This window comes from Aeromonas sp. Y311-2 (genome assembly GCF_027706025.1).
Classification (GTDB): domain Bacteria; phylum Pseudomonadota; class Gammaproteobacteria; order Enterobacterales; family Aeromonadaceae; genus Aeromonas; species Aeromonas veronii.
This window is the reverse complement of the sequence record NZ_JAPDCL010000006.1, coordinates 25,191-45,660: the sequence shown is the minus strand read 5'-3', so window position 1 is coordinate 45,660 and position 20,470 is coordinate 25,191. Positions and strand designations below refer to the sequence as shown.

General features: G+C 62.0%; 17 protein-coding genes and 4 tRNA genes. 12 read left to right on the top strand and 9 right to left on the bottom strand.

Annotated features, from left to right (window positions below):
- The first annotated feature begins 78 nt into the window (after positions 1 to 78).
- The 3 genes from OKC42_RS07745 to OKC42_RS07735 all read left to right on the top strand — a co-directional run bounded on the left by OKC42_RS07745 (position 79) and on the right by OKC42_RS07735 (position 4,359).
- On the top strand, positions 79 to 1,665 hold the full coding sequence (locus tag OKC42_RS07745; RefSeq protein WP_005355079.1) for an EAL domain-containing protein: 1,587 nt from the start codon (positions 79 to 81) through the stop codon (positions 1,663 to 1,665).
- Positions 1,666 to 1,827: 162 nt separating this feature from the next.
- Positions 1,828 to 3,222 (top strand): D-arabinono-1,4-lactone oxidase, encoded by a 1,395-nt coding sequence (locus OKC42_RS07740; RefSeq protein WP_270819405.1) that lies wholly within the window; start codon positions 1,828 to 1,830, stop codon positions 3,220 to 3,222.
- Between the two features lie 9 nt (positions 3,223 to 3,231).
- Positions 3,232 to 4,359, top strand: coding sequence for a CobW family GTP-binding protein (locus OKC42_RS07735; RefSeq protein ID WP_005355076.1), 1,128 nt, complete (start codon positions 3,232 to 3,234; stop codon positions 4,357 to 4,359).
- On the opposite strand, the gene OKC42_RS07730 is transcribed toward OKC42_RS07735, so the two are convergent.
- Entirely contained in the window at positions 4,344 to 7,457 is a 3,114-nt protein-coding gene (locus OKC42_RS07730) for an efflux RND transporter permease subunit (RefSeq protein ID WP_270819404.1), read from the bottom strand. The genes OKC42_RS07735 and OKC42_RS07730 overlap by 16 nt on opposite strands.
- The gene (locus OKC42_RS07725; RefSeq protein ID WP_270819402.1) at positions 7,454 to 8,554 is read right to left on the bottom strand and encodes an efflux RND transporter periplasmic adaptor subunit; all 1,101 of its coding nucleotides are present in this window, start codon (positions 8,552 to 8,554) and stop codon (positions 7,454 to 7,456) included. Before OKC42_RS07725 ends, OKC42_RS07730 begins: the two co-directional genes overlap by 4 nt.
- Positions 8,555 to 8,644: 90 nt before the next feature.
- On the opposite strand from OKC42_RS07725, the gene OKC42_RS07720 reads away from it, so the two are divergent.
- A complete protein-coding gene (locus OKC42_RS07720) occupies positions 8,645 to 9,253 on the top strand; it encodes a TetR/AcrR family transcriptional regulator (RefSeq protein WP_005355070.1) in 609 nt (202 codons plus the stop codon).
- A gap of 11 nt (positions 9,254 to 9,264) precedes the next feature.
- Positions 9,265 to 10,668 carry a multidrug transporter subunit MdtD gene (gene mdtD / locus OKC42_RS07715; RefSeq protein WP_201995343.1) on the top strand — a complete coding sequence of 468 codons (1,404 nt, stop codon included), beginning with the start codon at positions 9,265 to 9,267 and terminating at the stop codon, positions 10,666 to 10,668.
- Here mdtD and OKC42_RS07710 read toward each other — a convergent pair.
- The 3 genes from OKC42_RS07710 to folB all read right to left on the bottom strand — a co-directional run bounded on the left by OKC42_RS07710 (position 10,640) and on the right by folB (position 12,135).
- On the bottom strand, positions 10,640 to 11,128 hold the full coding sequence (locus OKC42_RS07710) for a YbaK/EbsC family protein (RefSeq protein WP_181222968.1): 489 nt from the start codon (positions 11,126 to 11,128) through the stop codon (positions 10,640 to 10,642). The two genes, mdtD and OKC42_RS07710, sit on opposite strands and share 29 nt — an antisense overlap.
- Positions 11,129 to 11,254: 126 nt before the next feature.
- The gene (gene folK / locus OKC42_RS07705; protein WP_270819399.1) at positions 11,255 to 11,764 is read right to left on the bottom strand and encodes a 2-amino-4-hydroxy-6-hydroxymethyldihydropteridine diphosphokinase; all 510 of its coding nucleotides are present in this window, start codon (positions 11,762 to 11,764) and stop codon (positions 11,255 to 11,257) included.
- Positions 11,764 to 12,135: a dihydroneopterin aldolase gene (gene folB, locus OKC42_RS07700; protein WP_075112913.1), complete on the bottom strand. Its 372-nt coding sequence runs from the start codon at positions 12,133 to 12,135 to the stop codon at positions 11,764 to 11,766. The genes folK and folB overlap by 1 nt, the downstream gene beginning before the upstream one ends.
- Before the next feature lie 157 nt (positions 12,136 to 12,292).
- Between folB and plsY the strand changes: the two genes are divergently transcribed.
- The 7 genes from plsY (at position 12,293) to OKC42_RS07665 (ending at position 15,556) form a co-directional block, all read left to right on the top strand.
- A complete protein-coding gene (gene plsY, locus OKC42_RS07695) occupies positions 12,293 to 12,955 on the top strand; it encodes a glycerol-3-phosphate 1-O-acyltransferase PlsY (protein WP_040069041.1) in 663 nt (220 codons plus the stop codon).
- Between the two features lie 47 nt (positions 12,956 to 13,002).
- Positions 13,003 to 13,078: transfer RNA gene (locus OKC42_RS07690), tRNA-Phe, on the top strand.
- 52 nt (positions 13,079 to 13,130) lie between these two features.
- Positions 13,131 to 13,206: transfer RNA gene (locus OKC42_RS07685), tRNA-Thr, on the top strand.
- Between the two features lie 3 nt (positions 13,207 to 13,209).
- Positions 13,210 to 13,285, top strand: a tRNA-Phe gene (locus OKC42_RS07680).
- Between the two features lie 8 nt (positions 13,286 to 13,293).
- Positions 13,294 to 13,369 (top strand) — tRNA-Asn (locus tag OKC42_RS07675).
- A 105-nt stretch (positions 13,370 to 13,474) separates the two neighbouring features.
- Entirely contained in the window at positions 13,475 to 14,647 is a 1,173-nt protein-coding gene (locus OKC42_RS07670; protein ID WP_270819397.1) for a CD0519/CD1768 family membrane protein, read from the top strand.
- Positions 14,648 to 15,100: 453 nt separating this feature from the next.
- The gene (locus OKC42_RS07665; RefSeq protein WP_167573363.1) at positions 15,101 to 15,556 is read left to right on the top strand and encodes a hypothetical protein; all 456 of its coding nucleotides are present in this window, start codon (positions 15,101 to 15,103) and stop codon (positions 15,554 to 15,556) included.
- Positions 15,557 to 15,631: 75 nt separating this feature from the next.
- On the opposite strand, the gene argH is transcribed toward OKC42_RS07665, so the two are convergent.
- The 4 genes from argH to argB all read right to left on the bottom strand — a co-directional run bounded on the left by argH (position 15,632) and on the right by argB (position 20,452).
- Positions 15,632 to 17,017, bottom strand: coding sequence for an argininosuccinate lyase (argH, locus tag OKC42_RS07660; protein ID WP_167573364.1), 1,386 nt, complete (start codon positions 17,015 to 17,017; stop codon positions 15,632 to 15,634).
- A 414-nt stretch (positions 17,018 to 17,431) separates the two neighbouring features.
- Positions 17,432 to 18,667 (bottom strand): argininosuccinate synthase, encoded by a 1,236-nt coding sequence (locus OKC42_RS07655; RefSeq protein WP_033115910.1) that lies wholly within the window; start codon positions 18,665 to 18,667, stop codon positions 17,432 to 17,434.
- 68 nt (positions 18,668 to 18,735) lie between these two features.
- Positions 18,736 to 19,647, bottom strand: a complete 912-nt coding sequence (locus OKC42_RS07650; protein ID WP_270819396.1) for an ornithine carbamoyltransferase — start codon at positions 19,645 to 19,647, stop codon at positions 18,736 to 18,738.
- A gap of 25 nt (positions 19,648 to 19,672) precedes the next feature.
- Complete coding sequence (argB, locus tag OKC42_RS07645) at positions 19,673 to 20,452, bottom strand: acetylglutamate kinase (RefSeq protein ID WP_270819395.1); 780 nt, start codon at positions 20,450 to 20,452, stop codon at positions 19,673 to 19,675.
- Between the last annotated feature and the right edge of the window lie 18 nt (positions 20,453 to 20,470).

Sequence of the window (20,470 nt, the reverse complement as noted above, 5' to 3'; positions counted from 1 at the left end):
TCGTTATCGAGGGAAAGTGGATATCTGTTCACTGGGTGCTTGCGTTGGCAGGCCTGACGAATTGCGGCGTGGTTCTTTATGTTTCTGTTCAGGATCGATCTCTCCCGAACCGGGTTACGCTTCGGCGGTGCCTTGCTGGTCTTTACCCTGCCGCTGCTGGTGGGAGCTTGGCTCATCCACAGCAATTATGTGCAGGAGCTGAAAGCGGAATCCAGCGCCTCGGCCCACAAGGCCAGAACCCTGATGGAGTCGATGCTGGATCATGCGGAGCAGGCCAATCGCTCCGTGCTGCCCTTGGTGAATGCACCCTGTCGCGACAACCTGCTGGTGCTGCGCAAGAAGGTCGCCATCGAGCCCTTCCTGCGTTCGGTCAATCTGGTGCGAAACGGCATCATCAATTGCACTTCGCTGTTTGGTGAGGCCAATGATGCCGATGACGGCTCCATCTACACCGGCCGCAAGCTGTTGCTGATGAGTGGCAACCGGGTGCGGCAAAATCACCCGCTGCTGGTGGTGCGCACCGAGCAGGGCAAGGATGCCGCCTTGAGTGCCATCGACAGTACCCAGCTCAGCTTCATGCTCTCCATGAGCGGAAAATCCAGTGCGCTCTATCTGCAGGTGGGATCGGCCTGGCTCAATGAGTCTGGCCGCTATCTGAGCGAGGCGCCCACCCTCCATCGCGGGATCAGCCAGGCCCTCACCTCATCCCATTATCCTTTCACCATCCATGCCGGTTATGCCATGCCGGTCTACTGGAAGTCGCTGTGGGCCGCGCGGCATGTGGCGCTGTCGTGGCTGGCGGTTTCCTCGCTTTTGCTGGCCTGGCTGGTGTGGTGGGTGCTGGGGCGTCCCGGCTCGCCAACAGATGAATTGCGACGCGCCCTGCGGGCCAGGGAGTTTGTTCCCTATCTGCAGCCGCTGATTGCCAGCCACGATGGCAAGATGATGGGCGCCGAGGTGCTGATGCGCTGGGAGCATGTCAATGAAGGGGTGATCCGGCCCGATCTCTTTATTCCGCAAGCGGAGGAGTCGGGACTGATCGTCCCCATGACCACCCATATCATGAAGCAGGTGGCGACACGGTTGAACCGCTCTCAGGAGCAGTTGCCAGATGGGTTTCATATCAGCTTCAACATCAGCGCCGCCCATTGCCACGATTTTGCCCTGCTGGCCGAGTGCCGCGCCTTCCTCGGGCATTTCCTCCCCGGCAAGGTGGTACTGGTGCTGGAGCTGACCGAGCGGGAGCTGTTGATGTCAGATCCCCAGACCCTCTCCCTGTTCCGCCAGCTGGACGAGATGGGGGTCAAACTCGCCATCGACGACTTTGGTACCGGCCACTCCAGCCTGGCTTACCTGCAGCAGTTTCATGTGGATTACCTCAAGATCGACAAATCCTTTATCGCCCGCATCGGTACCGAGTCGCTCTCGGAACATATCGTGGACAACGTGATCGATCTGGCGACACGGCTCGGTCTGGCGCTGGTGGCGGAAGGGGTGGAGAGCGAGCGTCAGGCTGACTACCTCAGGGCCAAAGGGGTCGATTATCTGCAGGGATACCTGTTTGCCCGCCCCATGCCGCTGCGCCAGTTCTGCGAGGAGCTGCTGCCGGAAGAGGCACAAACCCGCCAGCCAGATGGGGTGCGAGGCATCCCGAATGCGACCTGATTTATCGGTGACAGACGGGCGGACAAGCTCCCGTCTGGCAGGGTAGGGGAGTGCTCTCTCCCTATCCCCCCTCGAGTGCAGGGGCTTGTTTTTCATGCCTTGCTGCTCGCTTTTCGGTAGAATCAGCGCTCATTTTGACGTCAGTAAAAGATGAGGCGCGGTATGACGGTTCAGTTCCAGGCATTTCACAGCATCAAGGCGATCGGTAATCGGGAGGTGCTGTTCAACTGGTCGAGAACCAATCCCCTCGGTGCGCTGGATCAGGTGTGGCGTCCGAAAACCCGCGACGAGTTGCAAATGCTGCTGCGGGAACACCCCGAGCGCAAGCTGCGCCTTATCGGCTCCGGCCTCTCCTTCGAACCCATCCACAGCGTCTATGCCGAGGGCAGTCAGGCGCTGCTGGTGGACTTGCACCACCTGCGCGGCCAGCTGGCCAAAACCGCCGATACCGTGACCTATCAGGCGGGTACGCCCCTCGATACCGTTTATGCCGAGCTGATCGCCATGGAGCGGATGCTGCCCGCATCCCCGGGCGTTATCGGCATCCAGACCCTGGGCGGCGCCCTCAGCACCGGTACCCACGGTCAGGGGCTGCACCAGTCTGCCCTGTGCGATGCGGTGGAGGCGATGACGGTGATGCTGGCCAATGGCGACATCATCCGGGTGGATCGCACCGATCCGCGCTTCGGCGCCTTCGTGATGGGGATGGGGATGCTCGGCATCATGCTCGACGTCACCCTGCGCACCGTGCCAAATCGCATTATGCGCTGCACCAAGTTCACCACCGACTATCCCTTCCTGCTGGAGCACAACGAGCGGCTCAACCGCGAGCACGGCTTTGTGAAGAGCTGGTGGTTTGCCTGGACCGGCGAGAGCCACATCTGGCTGGTGGATCCCGCCTCCGATGAGGAGGTTGCCCGCTACCGCGCAGGTGGCAGCGAGCCGCTGCTGCTGGATGGCGATATCGACGCCCGCATGAATGCCACCATTGATGCCACTTTGCAGAAGATGGCGAAAGACACCAAGGATGAGGCGCTGGCGGGGGAGCACTTCGAGACGGTGCGCCGCTTCAAGGATGCCTCCGATCTGGTGGGCAACGTCTACCAAATTCTCTGCAAGGGGATCCCGGCTCCCCAGATCAACTGCGAGGTGGCGGTGCCGCTTCATCGCATGAACGAGGCGCTGGAGACCCTGCAAGCGTGGCAGCAGGCCAACCCGGGCGTGCTGCACTACCCCTTTATTCTGCGTTGCACCGGCCCTTCCGAGGCCTGGCTAAGTGCCGCTTACGGCCAGCCGGTCTGCTGGATCGGTTTTCTGGTCTATCTGGCGGCGGACGGCACCTTCGTCAACGGCTCCATGGAGCAGATGCGCGAGCTGCAACAACTGCTGGTGCCGCTCGGCGGCATTCCCCATTTCGGCAAGCATCTGGCGATGGATCTGTATGACTTCCCGGCCCTGCTGCCGCGCTGGAACGACTTCGTGGCGTTGAAAGCCGAGCTCGACCCCCACGGCCGCTTTGAAAACCGCTGGCTCAGCGACCTGTTTGCCAACCGGTAAGGAGCTGACATGACCGATATGCAAGATACCCGTATCCCTGTGACCCTGCTGACCGGCTTTCTCGGCAGCGGCAAGACAACTCTGCTCAACCACTGGGTCAAGCAGCCGGAGCTCGGTGAGTGCGCCGTGCTGATCAACGAGTTCGGCTCGGTGGGGCTGGATCACCATCTGGTGCAACAGGTGGATGAGCAGGTGATGCTGCTCGACTCCGGCTGCATCTGCTGCTCGGTGCAGGGCTCTCTGGTGGAGGCGCTGCAGGGGCTCTTTATGAAGGCCATCCAGCGCAAGATCAAACCGTTCAAGCGGCTGATTATCGAGACCACCGGTCTGGCTGACCCAGCCCCCGTTCTGTTCACGTTGAGGGAAGAGGGCTTTATCGCCCAGCGCTACCGCTTCGATGGCACTGTCACCGTGGTGGATGCTGGCCATATCGAGCAGCAGTTGGCGGCTCAATATGAAGCGGTGAAGCAGGTAGCGCTGGCGGATCTGCTGGTGGTGAGCAAGGGGGATCTGGTGGATGGCGAGCAGTTGGCACGGGTCGAAGCCCAGTTGGCGGCACTCAACCCGGCGGCCCCCATCCAGCAGGTGACCAATGGCGAACTGTCGCCAGCGGTGCTGGAGAAGCTCGGCGCCTACAACGAAGCGGCAGGGCGCGATGTGCGCCAGCTGCTGGCCTGGCTGCGCACCGAATCCCCCAAGCAGGGGCTGGCGTCACCGATGCAGCCGAAGATGCAACCGTTCGCCGCCAAGGTGGGCACAGCTGCGCCCACCCACTTCGAGCACGGCAACATCGAGAGTTTCTCCCTGCGTATCGGTGAGCCGCTCAAGCCCTCTCGCCTGCTGGCCGCCATCGATGCGGTGCAGGCGCAGTATGGCGATGCCCTGCTGCGCCTCAAGGGGATCTTGCAGCTGGAAGGGGAGAGCCAGCCGGTGGTGATCCACGGCGTCCACGGCCAGCTCTATCCGCTGCAGGCGCTGGGCGACTGGCCGGAGGGCAAGGCCCAGTCCCGACTGGTGTTTATCGTGAAAAGTCAGGACAAGGCCGGTATCGAGCAGCTCTTTATGGCGACCCTCAAGGCCCCCGAGCCCACTCTGGAAGAGCGGCTCAAAGCCATGCTGGGTCAGCCCGACAACTGATCTTGCGCGTTGCAGCTCTCCTGCACCGGGTCAGGACGGCGACGGTTGAACAGCACAAACGCCACCGGCACAAAGTAGAACGAGAGCAGGGTCGCCAGCGCTGTGCCACCGGCGATGGCGATGGCAAAGGGGGGCCAGAAGCCGCCGCCCCCCAGCAATAGCGGGATGAAGCCGCCCACCGTGGTGATGGTGGTCGAGACGATGTGGCGGCTGCAACCGGCCACCAGATCGCGGATCTGCGGCAGATTGCCCTGTTGTGCCAGCGGGTCTGCCCTCAGCTCGGCCAGAATGACGATGGCGGCGTTGATGGCCAGCCCCATCAGTCCCAGCAGGGCGATGATCACCGTAAACCCGAAAGGGTAACCCAGCAACCAGACCCACAGCAGCCCGAGCCCCGCCGACTGGATCGCCACCAGGGTGACGATGCCTGCCAGCCGGAACGAGTTGAAGCTGAGCACCAGCACGGCCACCAGCAGCACGGCGACCAGGCTGACATGGGCCATCAGATTACCCACCGATTCATCCCGTTTGGCGGCTTCTCCGCCAAACTCCAGTCGATAGCCCGGCGGCAACGCCAGCGCCTTGGCGGCCAGCCTCTCTTTGACCTGCTCCAGCACAGTTTGCGGCAGTACGCCGACCGCCAGATAGGCCTCCAGCACATTGACCCGCTCACCATCCCGACGGCTGATCTCCCCCCAGCTTGGCAGCAGCTCGGGAGTGGCAAGTGCCCGCAAGGTGAGATTGGCAGCCCCTTGCTGGCCGGTGCCGGTGCCGGTGAGCGACAGCGGCACATTGAGCAGCGCATCCGGATCCTGACGCAAGGGCTCGGCCAGTCGCACCCGAACCGGGATTGACTCGGTGCCTTCCAGCACAGTGCCGCCCAACCTGCCATCCAGTGCGCCCGCCAGCCGGGAGGCAACATCGGTCAGGCTCATGCCTGCCAGTCGGGCGGCCTCCTCATCGACCTGCAACCAGAGTTTGGGGGCCCCGGCCTGCAAGGTGGCGCGGGTCTGCACCACTGCCGGGGTATTGGCGAGCAGACTGCGCAGCTCCTCTCCCAGACGGTGTAGTTGTTCAAGGTCGGGGCCAAACAGCCGCAGCTCGACGGGGGCATTGAAAGGCGGCCCCTGTTCCAGCTTGCGCACCAGGATCTGCGCTTCGGGAAATTTTGCATCGAGCCGCTGCTGCAGTTGTGGAATGAGCCACTCGGCAGCATCGGCATCCTGCAGAGTGATCATCCCCTGGGCGTAATCGGCCCGCCCCTGTTTTCTGGGCACCAGGTTGTAGTAGAAGCTGGGGGCGTTGTCGCCCACCACCCAATCCTGACGAACCAGCTCGGGGAGGCTGGCCAGCTCGGCGGAGATCCCCAGTGCCAACTCGCGGGTGCGCGCCAGGCTCGCCTGTGGGGAGAGGCTGGCCTCGATGTGGATCATGTCCCGGTCGGCAGGGGGAAAGAACTGTTCGGTGAGGCGGCCCGCCACCCAGAAACCGAGCAGGGGCAGCAGACTGACCAGCAGCAGGGTGCGCCAGGGGTGAGCCAGCGCCATGGCGATGCTCTGCTGGAAACGGGCGCTCACCCGGGGCAGGTGCAAGCCATCCTGATACCAGCGTCCCCCCTGGTCACTGCCAATCCAGCGGGCTGCGAGGCCTGCCACCAGGGTGTGGGCGATGAGGTAGGAGCCCAGCAGCGAACAGATCACCGCCCAGGCGATGCCGCCGACAAACTCGCCCGCCGGGCCCGGCATCAGAATGATCGGCATAAAGGCGAGCATGGTGGTGAGGGTGGAGCCCAGCAGTGGCAGCCAGAGGTGGCCGATGGCTTCCAGTGCGGCGGCACTCATGGCCATGCCGTGGCGGCGCTGATACTGCACCCGATCCGCCATGACGATGGCGTTGTCCACCATGATCCCGAGCGCCACCACCAGACCGGTGACCGACATCTGGTGAATGGGCAGATTGATCAGGTTCATGCAGGCGAATGAGAACGCCACGGTAAGCGGCAGCGACAGGGCCACGATAATGGCGGCCTTGACTCCCAAGGTCATCAGCAGCACTGCCACTATGATGAGGAAGCCCTGCACAATGTTGATGAGCAGGGTGTCGAGCCGCTGATCGGTATAACGCTGCTGATCGAAGCTGGTGACGAGGCCTATATTATCCGGCAAGTCCTGTTGCAGCTGGGCCAGCATGGTATCGACCCGTGCCGACCAGAGGTCGATGCGGTGATCCTGTGCCATGCGCAGGCCGACCACCACGGCCCGTTCACCATTGGCAAAGGCCAGCTGGCTCTCCGGCTGGTGCAGGGTACGCCGTACCTCGGCCAGATCGCCAAGGCGCAGGGTCTGGCCCTGCTCGCCGGTGCGCAGCGGGATCTGGCGGATCCGCTCCAGGGTATCGAGGGCACCGCGGATCTCCACCTGAAAGCGATTGTGGCTGCCCTGCAACTCCCCGGCGGCCACTTTGGCATCGGCACCGCTCAGCGCCTGGGCAAGCTGTTCGCCACTCATGCCGCTGGCACTGAGGGCGAGGGGATCGAACCGCACCTCGATCTCCTCTTGCGGTGCCCCGACCCGCTCGACGTATTCGGTGCCCGGCAGCTGGCGAGCCCGGCGTTCCAGCTCGGCACTGTAGCGGGCGAGGCGATCCAGCTGCGGCTGGCCCGGCCCGCGCCAGACCACATTGACCAGCCGGGTGAAGGGGTAGCCTTTCTCATCATCCAGCTTGGGGGCACTGGCGCCGGCTGGTAGCACGGCGGCCAGATCTGCCAGCCGATCACGGACTCTGGACCAGACCGGCTCGACATCGCTGACCTCATCCTTGAGCTCCAGATTGATGATGGAGAGACCGGGGCGAGAGCTCGACTCGATCAGCTTGATCTCGCTCTGGGCCCGCAGCCGGTTCTCGATGGGCTCGCTCACCAGCGCCTCCACCCGCTCGGCACTGGCCCCGGGGAAGTGGGTAACTACGCTGGCAAAACGGCTGGTGAGCTGGGGATCTTCGGTTCTGGGCAGAGTCTGCAATGCCGCAAGGGCGGCCGTCAGCAGCAGTGCGACCGTCAACAGCAGCAGTCGGCCATTCTCGATAAACGGGCGGATCATGACTGTGGCTCCGGATGGCCAGCCTGATGATCCACGCTGGTTGTCAGGGTGACCTGCTGGCCCGGCACCAGTTTATGCAGGCCATCGGTCACCAGCTGTTCCTGCCCATTCAGGGCGCCACTGATCCAGGCCCGCTCGCCATCTTGCTGCAGCAGGGTGACGTCCCGACTGACCACCCGGGGTGGCGTTTCGTCGTTGAGCAGATAGAGGGTCCAGCTGCCGCGCAATCCCTGGGTCAGCGCGGTGAGCGGTACCTCGTAGGCGCGGGTAGGCTCGCGGGTCTGATGCAACAGGGTGATCAGTTGCCCCTCTGCCAGTTGTTCGCCACCCCGGGTCAGCTGGAAGCGGGCGGTGCGGGTGTGGGTCTGCCCGTCCACTTGTACCCCCAGATTAAGCAGGCGCCCCTCCAGTGATTGCGCCCCGCTTTGCAGGGGGTAGTGTTGGCCGACGATCAGGGACTCGGCCTGTTTCACCGGCACGCCGATATCGGCCTCCCACTGGCCGCTGCGGGTCAGGGAGAAGAGAGGCTGGCCTGCAGCCACCACGGCCCCCAATGCCTGCTCGCGGCTGACTACGATCCCGTTGAAGGGGGCGCGCAGCTGTGATTTCTCCTGTTTGACCCGGTTGGCTTCGAGGGCGGCGGCCAGCTGGTTGGCGCTTGCCTCCAGCATGCGGACTTTGCCTTGCTGTTCATCCAGCGCCTGACGGGAGCTGAACTGCTGCTGGCGCAGGGCGGTGAGTCGTTCGAGCGTCTGTCGGGCAAGGGTCAGCTCGGCCTCGTTCTGGGCGGCCCGGGCGGCCAGCTCTTTGGCTTCCACTGCCAGCAGCCGGGTATCCAGTGTGGCGAGCAGTTCGCCAGCCGCGACCGGCTCTCCCCGTCCCTTGTGCAGGGTGGCGATCCGCCCTGCCAGCTCGAAGCCTATCTGGCTGTGCTCGGGGGCGATCACCCTGCCATTGAAGCGGTGTAGCACCGGGTAGTGATCGCTGGCTTGCTGTGGCTGGGCGATCACCCGGGTCAGGGCGGGTGTTTCTTCTGACTCTGTGACCGGGCTGCAGCCACTCAGTAACAGCGCCAGCAGGATTAAGCAAAGTGTCATGACATCATCCTCTGGTTGACATAACATCAAATCACACCGGTGAGTCTAGTTTTTCGAAACTAGACTGTCCAGTTTGATTGTGGAGGAAAAATGAACATTTCACCCCGTAGTCAGCAGAAGCGGGCTGCGATCCTCGATGCTGCCGGGCGGCTCTTCTGTCAGCACGGTCTGCATCTGGTCAGCATGGACATGGTGGCCAGTGAAGCGGGCGTCTCCAAGCAGACGGTCTACAGCCATTTTGCCAACAAGGAGTCGCTGTTTGCCGAAGCGGTGGGCAGCAAGTGCGTCAGCAGCGAGCTGATGCCGGAGGTATTGTTGCGTGGCAACAATGTGCGGGAGAGCCTGATTGCCTTTGGTCGCAGCTTTCGCAAGTTGATCCTGAGCGATGATGCCATCAATATCTTTCGCACCTGCATCAGCTGCAACGATGCCCAGCTGGCCACCCTTTTTTTCGAGGCGGGCCCGCTCTACGTGACCGAGATGCTGTCCAACTGGCTGGAGCAGCAGAAGCAGCAAGGCCTGCTGTGCCATCAAGACAGCGAACAGGCCGCCTTGCAGCTGTTGCTGATGTGGCAGGGCAAGGAGCGGATGCTCCGTGAGCTGGGTCTGCCGTTGACCCAAAGCGCTGCCGAGCAGGATGCCTGGACCCTGAGTTGTGTCGATCTCTTCCTGACCGCCGCCGCTCCCCCGCAAAAATAATGGAGGTGGCAATGAGCCACACAGTGACAGATGCCCAGCGCAAGTGGCTGCCCCTGCTGGCGGCGGTCGGTTTCTTTATGCAGGCGCTGGATGGCACCATTCTCAACACCGCCCTGCCCAGCATGGCCGAGACCTTGGGAGAGAGCCCGCTGCAGATGCAGTCGGTGATCATCGCCTACATGTTGACGGTGGCGTTGCTGATCCCGGCCTCCGGCTGGCTGGCTGACAGATTCGGCACCCGCCGCATCTATTTGGCTGCCATCTCGCTCTTTACCCTCGGCTCGCTCGCCTGCGCCGCCTCCAATTCGCTCTCCATGCTGGTTGCCGCCCGTGTGCTTCAGGGGATTGGCGGTGCGCTGCTGATGCCGGTAGGACGGTTGGCAGTGCTGCGGGTTTATGACAAGCACGAGCTGCTGCGGGTGATGTCGTTTGTCACCATCCCGGGGTTGCTTGGCCCGCTGATGGGGCCGGCGCTCGGTGGCTGGCTGGTGGAAGTGGCGAGCTGGCACTGGGTGTTTCTCATCAACCTGCCGGTGGGGCTGCTCGGCTTTATCGCCAGCTGGCACTTTATGCCGGAGCTGCGGCAGCAGACCGCCCGGTTCGACTGGCAGGGCTTTGTGATGTTCAGCGTCGGCATGGTGCTGGTGTCGGTCGGCTTGCAGGGACTGGGGGAGCACAGCATCTCCACCGGTTGGGCGCTGTTTGCACTGATCTTCGGCTTGGCGGCGATGGCGAGCTACTGGCTCTATGCCGCCAATGCACCGCAGCCGCTCTTTAGCCTGAACCTGTTCAAGACCGCCACCTTTGCCATCGGCATCTGGGGCAACCTGTTTGCCCGCCTCGGCAGCGGCGCCATGCCCTTCCTCACCCCGCTGTTTCTGCAGCTGGGGCTCGGCTTCTCCCCGAGCAAGGCGGGGATGACCATGATCCCCACCGTGATTGGCGCCATGCTGACCAAGACGCTGGTGAACAAGCTGATTCCGAAGGTGGGCTATCGCCGCATTCTGATCGGCAACACCCTGTTGCTGGGGGCGATGATCGCCAGCTTCTACTTTATCGACAACCAGCTCCCCTACGGGGTCTTGCTGGGCTGGCTGGCGATCTTCGGCGCCATCAACTCGCTGCAGTTCTCCGCCATGAACACTCTCACGCTGCAAGATCTCAGCCCGACCCTGGCCAGCAGTGGCAACGGTCTGCTCTCGGTGGTGATGCAGCTCTCCATGAGCTTGGGGGTGGCGATTGCCGCCAGCCTGCTCGGGCTCTTCTCGGCGGGTACCTCAGCGGCCAACGGCCAGTGGCTGGCCGGGTTCCACCTTACCTACCTCTGTGTCGGGCTGCTCTCCATGCTGGCGGCGCTGATCTTCGCCCAGCTGGCGCGCGATGGGGCTACGCCGTCGGCGCGGGCAGATAGCTGACCTCGCAGGGGAGCTGCGCCAGTACCTCGGCCAGATGCTCGGTCGCCAGCAGAAAGGTCTGCTCCGGGTGGCCCGGAGTCCAGGTGAAGGCGGTGTGGTTGAGCAGTTGCGGATCCACCAGTAGCGGAATATCGGCACGGGGCAGGAAGGGGCAGACAGCCCCCGGCAGGCAGCCAATCTCCGCCTGCATCTCTTCGGCGGTGCAGATGGAGGGCTTGGCACCGAGTGCGGCCTTGACCGCCTTGTTGTCGAGCCGTCCCTCCCTGTGGGTCAGCAGCAGGGCGAAGCGGCCATCCTTGAACTTGAGAAACAGGGTCTTGCTGAACTCCGCCTGCCAGCCGAGGCGGGCCTTGACCTTTTCATCGGTGGCGTAGTCGAGGATGGGCTCGTGCTCATAGCGCTGGTGGGGCAGTTCGGCCAGCAACTGGCAGTTGAAATGGTGAATGGTATCGAGTGGCATGGGGTTCTCCTGTAGTGGGCGCTATCCTGCCAGCCTCGCAGGGTCAGGCCCAATGACACTTTCTTATCCGTGATAAGCAACCCTGTCCGTGAAAACAACAAGGGCGCCGTGAGGCGCCCTTGCGGATCAGTGATGTTGCAATTCGCACGCTTCCCAGTGAAAGGGAATGGGGCACAGCTGCTGGGAGGCCTTGTCATAGGCTTGCCACAGCTCGCCCATGGTGCGGCCATCGACGGGGTGGCGCAGTTTGGGGGCCAGCTCGGCCAGCGGCCAGAGCACGAAGGCGTTGGTGAGCACTTCACCGCGCGGCAGCACCAGCGGGGTGTCGCAGACCATATCGCCATAGAGCAGCAGATCGAGATCCAGGGTGCGCGGGGCGAACTTCTTGGCATCCGGCTCGCGGCCGTGGGCGAACTCCATGGCCCGCAGTCGCTGGCAGACGGTGGTCAGCGGCAGATCGGTCTCGGCAGCCGCCACCAGGTTGTAGAAGGGGCGGCCGTTGAAGCCGACCGCTTCGCTCTCGAATACCCGGGAGACCCGCAGCTCGCCAAATTCGGCGTGCAGGGCATCGAGTCCGGCACGGATATGGCGATCCCGCTCGATGTTGGAGCCCAGGCTGATATAGATGGTGGTCATCAGTTGCTGCTCGCGGCCGGGGTGCGATGGCGCAGGATCTCGACGCCGACCCCGGCGGCATTGGGCACGGCGCCCGGCTTGGTGAGCGTCACCTTGACCCACTGTACCCGCTCGTCGGTGAGCACCAGCATGGCAACCTGCTCGGCCATGGTCTCGACCAGTTCGACGACTTTGCCGGTGACATGCTCGCAAATCTTGTTGGAGAGGTCGGCATAATCCAGTGCCAGATTGATGTCGTCGGTTGCTGCCGCGGGGCGGTTGTCGAACCCCATCTCGAGGTCAAAACGGAGCTTTTGGCGAATGCCCTTCTCCCACTCATATACACCGATGGTGGTCAAAACTTCGAGTCCGCGAATAAACACCTTGTCCATGACTGTACTTCTTCTTTACTCTTGATGGGCTGTGATGACAGCGCAGGGATGCTGGCCGGGCAACAGGCTTGCCGAGGCGCTCTGGGTGGGCATGGGCCCATGCCAGCGTATGTGGCCCGCATCATACCCCATTCATATCGTGGTAAAAACGACCAAGATGACGGCCCTGACGATTTTGATGATTATTCTGGCCTACCTGGGTGGTTCACTATCCAGTGCTGTGCTGGTCTCCCGCTGCACCGGTCTACCCGACCCGCGGGATCATGGCTCCCACAATCCGGGGGCAACCAATGTGCTGCGCCTCGGTGGCCGGATGGCGGCGCTGGTGGTGCTGCTGCTCGATGTGCTCAAGGGCACTGTGCCCGTCTATCTCGCCTGGTATCTGCAGATCAAACCCGTCTACCTCGGCTTTATCGGGGTCGCCGCCTGTCTCGGCCATATGTACCCCATCTTCTTTCATTTTCGTGGTGGCAAAGGGGTTGCCACGGCACTCGGCACCATGATGCCCATCGGTTTCACCATGGGGGGCGCCGTGATTGGCACCTGGCTGCTGGTGTTGCTGGTGAGCGGCTACTCCTCGCTGGCCTCCATCATTACCGTGCTGCTGACGCCGCTCTTTACCTACCTGCTCAAACCCGAATACACCCTCCCTGTCTCGCTGCTCTCCTGCCTTATCCTGATCCGCCATCACGAGAACATCTCCCGCCTGCTCAAGGGGGAGGAACCCAGAGTCTGGGAGCGAAAAGGCGCGGCCTGTGCCGAAGAAGTGGCAGAAATGGACGATGTTGCGCAAAAAAGAGACGAACGAGACAAAAAGTGAAATTTCCCGTTGACCATCTGCCTTAAAATCCGTTTAATAGCGCCCACGCCCAGATAGCTCAGTCGGTAGAGCAGGGGATTGAAAATCCCCGTGTCGGCGGTTCGATTCCGTCTCTGGGCACCAATTTTGGTGCCATGAAATAAAAAATTTGTTCATGCGCAATGGTTTAAAGTGTGCCGGCTTAGCTCAGTAGGTAGAGCAACTGACTTGTAATCAGTAGGTCACCAGTTCGATTCCGGTAGCCGGCACCATTTGCCCAGATAGCTCAGTCGGTAGAGCAGGGGATTGAAAATCCCCGTGTCGGCGGTTCGATTCCGTCTCTGGGCACCAATTACAATTCCTCCTTAGTTCAGTCGGTAGAACGGCGGACTGTTAATCCGTATGTCACTGGTTCAAGTCCAGTAGGAGGAGCCAATTCAAAAAGCCCTTGTCGCAAGACAAGGGCTTTTTTCTATTTGGCGCAGCCATTTTTTAACCATAAAAACAACCACACACGCACAGATGAACCGCAGGATAGATATGGAAAATCATGTAGTTATAGAGTCAAAGGGGCGACTTGCCGCCATTAGGAACTGGATGGAACCCGTGCTGGTACTGCTTATTCTTGGCAGCCTGTTCGGTTACCTCGGCAGCCAGATGGGCCTCTCTGCCATGGTCAACACCCTGTTCAATACCGCCCACCAGCTGCTGCTCAATACCGTGCTCTTTATCATGGGGATCACGGTGCTCTCCGGTGCCCTGAGCCAACTCTTGAGCGAGTTCGGGGTGATCCGCCTGCTGGAGGTGCTGCTGGCGCCGCTGATGAAGCCGGTGTTTCGTCTGCCCGGTCGCACCGCGCTGGCGGCCCTGATGACCTTCTTCTCCGACAACCCGGCGGTGATCAGCCTCGCCAAGGACAGCCGCTTTCGCAAAGGTTTCACCCCCTGGCAGCTGGTGTCGCTCACCAACTTCGGCACCGCCTTTGGCATGGGACTGATCGTGGTGACCTTTATGGCCACCTTGCAGCTGCCGAGCGGTGAATCCACTGCCAGCGCGGCGCTGATTGGGTTGCTGGGTGCTCTGGTGGGCTCGGTGGTCTCTACCCGACTGATGCAGCGGATGATCCGTCCCTTGGTGGGGGAAGTGCTGAACGAAGACGCTGTATCGTCCGACGGCCGCAAGGTAGGGGTGACCAAAGAGGCGGCTCCCGGCTGGCTGCGGATCCTCAACTCTCTGCTCGATGGCGGCAAATCTGGCGTGGAGCTGGGGATGGCGGTGATCCCCGGGGTGCTGATCATCAGTACCTTCGTGATGCTGCTCACCTTCGGCCCCGGCGACAAGGGGTATACCGGCGAAGCGTTTCAGGGGGTTGCCCTGCTGCCGGTGCTGGCTGCCAAGGTGAGCTGGCTGTTTGACCTGCTGTTCGGCTTCCAGCAGCCGGAGCTGGTTGCCTTCCCGGCTACCTCGCTTGGTGCGGTTGGTGCCGCCATGTCGCTGGTGCCCCCTTTTATCGCCAAGGGGTGGATCACTGGTAACGAGGTCGCGGTGTTTACCGCCATGGGGATGTGCTGGAGCGGCTTTTTGAGCACCCATACAGCCATGCTCGATGCCCTCGGCTATCGCCACCTCACCTCCCGCGCCATCGTTGCCCACACCATCGGCGGCCTGTGCGCCGGTGTGGCCGCTCACCAGCTCTATCTGCTGCTGGGTTGAGTCGGGTTCAGACACGGAAACAAAAAGAGGCTCTTCGGAGCCTCTTTTCATTTCTATTGGTCACGCCTTGTGGGCGGATCACCGCTCGATTAGTAAGCCCGCAGGTCGTTATTCGGTGCCTGATCGCTGCGGTGCTTTTGTCAGGTTTTACTCTGTTGGTGCCATCAGCAGCGCAAGTGGCTCAAAGAGTTGGCGATCAGGGTGTGAAAGGAAGGCGTCGCGGCTCGGGTGGGCGGCAAAACGCTTTGCCACCATATTGCCACTACCGCCCGTGGCGGCAGCTACTGTCCGCCGGACTTCCCTTTGCGCTCGGCTATCTCCTGCGTGCTGGTTGAATAAATAGATCAGCCATTCAAGGGATTAGCCGGTGCAGTGCGTTTTATCGCCGTGCTGGCCCCGCTTATGCACTCCTCCTGGCAACACCATCAAGGGTCGTTGTCGCGGAGAGTTATCATGATCAGCAGCCTGCTTCCCCTTGCCTCGCTCGCCCTCAAGCTGGGCAACCAGCTGCTTGGCAACAGTAGCAAACCCCAGCCCGTGCAGCCTGCCGTACAGGAGGAGCGCCTACCGCCGACCGTCCAGAGCTTGTTCAAGCGGTTAGGAATCAAGGAGGCCAATAGCGAGCAGAACCGCGCAGCCATGAACCACTTTATGGGGGAGCTGATGCAGACTCTGGGGCAGGAGAATGGCGGCCAATCCCTCCCGGCTGCCATCGATAGCGCCCGCAACCAGCTGGCGAGCGGCACCCAGAGCACCCGCCTCGACGCGCTGCAAAGCGAGCTCGATACCCTCAAGGATTCCCTCGGTGCCAGCCATCTCAACCTCGACCAGCTGCTCGATGCCTTTAAACAGACCCTGCCCAATGGCAAGGGGGAGGGGGTTGGCAAACTGCTCAATGCCAGTGCCTGAACCGCGGTGAGCAATAAAAAACGGCAACCTGAGGTTGCCGTTTTGCTTTCTAGTTCGAATGACAAGCAGGTTGGTTTAACCCGTCCGTTTTGCCAGCCAGGTTTCGGCTGCGGTCAGGGCTGCCTCAACCTGTTCGCGGGCAACGCCGCCTTTGGCAACCCGCTTGGCCAGGGTCGCTTCCAGCTCCAGATTGGGATAGACATCCTCGCCAATGACGGGGCTGAAGCGCTGGAACTCAGGCAAAGAGAGATCTTCCAGCGGCTTCTTCACCTCAAGCGCATAGACCACAACCTCGCCAACGATATGGTGCGCTTCACGGAACGGAATCCCCTTGGCTACCAGATAGTCCGCCAGCTCGGTGGCGTTGGCGTAGCCGCCTTGCGCCGCCGCCATGGTGCGCTCGCCATTCACTTTCAGATCGATCAGCACCAGCGCGGCCATATCGAGGCAGTCGTGCCAGGTGTCGAGGGCATCGAACAGCCCCTCCTTGTCTTCCTGCATATCCTTGTTGTAGGCCAGCGGCAGCGCCTTGAGGCTCATCAGCATGCCCATCTGGGCGCCGACTACCCGGCCGGTCTTGCCGCGAATAAGCTCCAGCGCATCGGGGTTCTTCTTCTGCGGCATCAGCGACGATCCGGAGGTCACCGCATCGGAGAGCTCGACAAAGCCCGCCTCACCGGTGTTGTAGAAGATAAGGTCTTCGGCAAAGCGCGACAGGTGGGTCATGGAGAGGGACGCCACGTGCATCAGCTCCACCACGTGATCCCGATCGGAGACCGAATCCAGACTGTTGCGGGTGGCGCCACTAAAGCCCATATCGAGCGCCAGCGCTTCACGGTCGATGGCGTAGGCGGTGCCCGCCAGGGCGCCGCAGCCGAGCGGGCTGGTGTCGAGCCGCTTGAGGGCATCCTGCAGCCGGGAGTAATCCCGCTCCAGCATCTCCACATAGGCCAGCGCCCAGTGGGCGAAGGTGACCGGTTGGGCCCGCTGCAGGTGGGTGTAACCGGGCAGCACGGCAGCCTGATTGGCGCGAGCGGAGGCGACCAGCCCCTGCTGCAGGGCGGTGATGGAGCCGAGCAGCAGCTCGCCCTGCGCCTTGCACCAGAGTTTGAGGTCGGTGGCGACCTGATCGTTGCGCGAGCGGCCGGTGTGCAGTTTCTTGCCAAGATCGCCGACGGCGGCAATCAGTTGGCTCTCGACCCAGGAGTGGATATCTTCGGCGTCCGAACTCAGGATCTGCTGGGGATCCTGCTGCACCGAGGCGAGCAGCACCTCCATCGCCTGTTGCAGTTTGCCCTGCTCATCGGCGGTCAATACACCCACTTTCACCAGCGCTTTGGCCCAGGCCATGGAGCCCTGAATATCCTGCTCCGCCAAGCGGTAATCGAACCGCAGCGAATCGTTGAACTGCTTGAACCGGCTATCGGCTCCCTGACTGAAGCGTCCACCCCAAAGTGCCATACTGCTCTCCTTGAATGCGTTGTCGGTAGGCGTTTACGCCTGCCGTACTCGCGCGGCCTCTTGGCCTGCGCGCAGAAATCTTGCCCTGTATTTTCCTGAATAACAGTGCGGTGGTGATGAGTGCTGTTGCCGTTGAACACGTCAAATCCAGCAACTGCGAATCGGTTCCCTCTCCCTCTGGGAGAGGGCTAGGGTGAGGGTAATTCCCCCCTCATCCCCGCCCCTTCTCCCGCAAGGGGAGAAGGGAGAAAATACGTCAGCATCATATTCACACAGCCCCTGTTATCTCACAGAAGCGGCCGGGGCGCTGCCGCTCTTGTCACACCCGCTGTTGATGGGTCAGGGGTTATGCCCTCTGCCTGTAGAAGAGGGGGCCATGCCCCCTCAACGGAATCAACGGGTTATCACGCTTGCTTAGCCGTGGGTGTGATCCCCACCGATAGCCTGATGCTGTTCCTTCATGGCGCGGATCCGGCTGGCCAGGGTGTAGAGACGGATAAAGCCTTCGGCATGGCTCTGGTCATACACTTCGTCGGCGCCGAAGGTGGCGAAATCTTCGGAGTAGAGGCTGTTCGGCGACTTCTTCTGCACCGCAGTGACCTGACCCTTGTACATCTTCAGCACCACTTCACCGTCCAGATCTTCGGCGATGGCGTTGGCAGAGGCGAGGATCGCCTTGCACAGCGGGGTGAACCAGCGGCCGTCATAGACCAGATGGGAGAACTCGGCACCCAGCTTCTCCCGCCAGGCGCGGGTCGGGCGATCCAGTACCAGCTCTTCCACGGCGCGCAGCGCGGCGACCATCACGGTACCGCCCGGGGTCTCGTAGCAGCCGCGGGACTTCATCCCCACCATCCGGTTTTCGGTGATGTCGATGCGGCCCACGCCGTGCTTGCCGGCACGCTCGTTCAGGGTCATCAGGATCTGGTGCGGGCTGAGCGGCTGGTCGTCAACGGCCACCACTTCACCCTGCGCCACGGTCAGCTTGACGTACTCCGGCTGATCCGGTGCCTGTTCGGCCGGTACGGTCCACTGCCAGACCGCTTCGGACGGCTCGTTCCAGGTGCTCTCCAGCTCGCCACCCTCGGTGGAGATGTGCCAGGCGTTGGCATCGCGGCTGTAGATCTTCTTCAGGGTCGCCTTGCAGGGGATGTTGCGGGTCTCCAGATAGGAGAGCAGATCTTCCCGGGAGCGCATGTCCCAGATCCGCCACGGGGCGATCACTTTCAGCTGGGGCGCCAGCGCGGCAACCGCACCTTCGAAACGCACCTGATCGTTACCCTTGCCGGTGCAGCCGTGGGAGATGGCATCAGCCCCTTCCGCCAGTGCCGCTTCCACCATCGCCTTGGCGATCACCGGACGGGCCATGGAGGTACCCAGCAGATAGGTGCCTTCATAGACGGCGCCGGTCTTCAGGGTCGGGTAGACGTACTCTTTGACGAACTCTTCCCGCAGATCCTTGATGATGCACTTGGTGGCGCCGGAGGCGATCGCCTTCTGCTCGATCCCTTCCAGATCGTCGCGCTCCTGACCCACATCGGCCACGAAGGCAATGATTTCGGCGTCATAGTGCTCTTTCAGCCAGGGAATGATGGCCGAGGTATCCAGTCCACCCGAGTAAGCCAGTACGATCTTGTTGATTCCGCTCATGTTACTTCTCTCCGTGATGATTCGATGATGATTCAATAAAAGTGTCGTGATTCAGGTTGAGTGCCACGTTACTTGCCGCCGAGAAGGGTCAGCAACACGGCGTTCTGGATATGCATCCGGTTTTCGGCCTCGTCCATGATGAGGGTGGCGGGGCCATCCATCACCTGCGAGGTGATCTCCAGCTCCCGGTGGGCCGGTTGGCAGTGCAGCACATGCTGGATGCCGGTGCGGTCGAGCAGGGCCTGGTTGATCTGGTAAGGCATAAAGAGGTCTTTGACCTGCTCCATCGGGGTGTTGTCGCCCATGGAGACCCAGGTATCGGTGTAGGCCACGTCGAACCCTTCGATATCTGCCACGTCATCGCTGATGTGGATGGTTGCCCCCGACTTGGCCGCCAGAGCCTGCGCTTGCAGGAAGATCTGGGTATCCGGGCCGTGGCCTTTCGGGCAGATGAGGGTGACGTCGGTGCCGAGGGTCGCCCCCAGCAGCAGCAGAGAGTGGCTGACGTTGTTGCCATCACCGAGATAGGCAAGCTTCACCTTCGACAGATCGTCGTAGTGCTCGGCAATGGTCATAAAGTCGGCCAGCCCCTGACAGGGGTGGTAGAGGTTGCACAGGCTGTTCACCACCGGCACAGAGCCGTGTTCAGCAAGCTCAACAAGCGTCTGGTGATCGAACACCCGGGCGACGATGGCATCACACCAGCGCGACAGGTTGGCGGCGAAATCCTTCACCGACTCCCGCTTGCCCAGCGCCCCGTTTTGCTGATCCAGATAGACGCTGTGGCCGCCCAGCTTGGCGATGCCGATGTCGAAGGTGACCCGGGTGCGCAGGGAGGGTTTCTCGAACAGGGTGACCACGCTCTTGCCCGCCAGCGCCTGGCTGTACTTCTTCGGGTCGGCCTTGACCGCTTTGCCCAGCGAAATCAGCGCTTCAATCTGGGCTTTGTTCAGATCACTGTCTTTCAGAAGATGTTGCATCGGATGTTCCTTGTTCCGGTGGAGATCAAATGGCCACTTGAGTGCCGACGGCGCCGCCAGCCAGCAGCTTGAGCAGCTGGTCCGGGTAACGCCAGCTGGCGACACAGACCGGCTTGCCGAGGGTCTGGGCGGCGTGCAGGGCGGCTTCTACCTTGACCGCCATGCCATCGCGGATCACCCCTTTCTCCATCAGATCCTGCGCGGTCAGCTTGTCGAGCTGGGGCACCAGCTTGCCCTTGCCATCAAGGATGCCGCTCACGTCGGAGAGCATCACCAGATCGGCACCGAGCGCCTCGGCAATGGCGGTGGCCGCCTGATCCGCGTTGACGTTCATCAGCTGCCCCTCGGCTGTGATGCCGATGGAGCTCACCACCGGCAGGAAGCCCTGACCGAGGATCCCCGCCACCAGTGCCGGGTTGCCCGGCTTGCACTCGCCGACTGCACCGAGATCCGGGTCGAGCTGGGTCACCTGACAGAGGCCGCCATCTGCCAGACAGAGCCCCACAGCCGGAATGCCGGTGGCGATCGCCTTGGCCATCATCTGCTTGTTGGCCGTCCCCGCCAGCGCCCCGGCAATGAAAGGGATCTGCTCGAACGGGGTCACCCGCAGGCCGTTCTTCTTGGTAGAGGTGAGACCCAGCCCCTTGAGCAGGTCATCCACCAGACAGCCACCGCCGTGCACCAGCACCAGCGGACGGTGCTGATCGTCGAGAAAGGTTTTGAGGGTGGCGAACAGGGCGGTCAGCGCCTCGTCGTTCTCGATAAGGGCGCCGCCCAGCTTGATTACCAACGTCTGTTTGTCCATGTTCGAGATCCTTCCTAA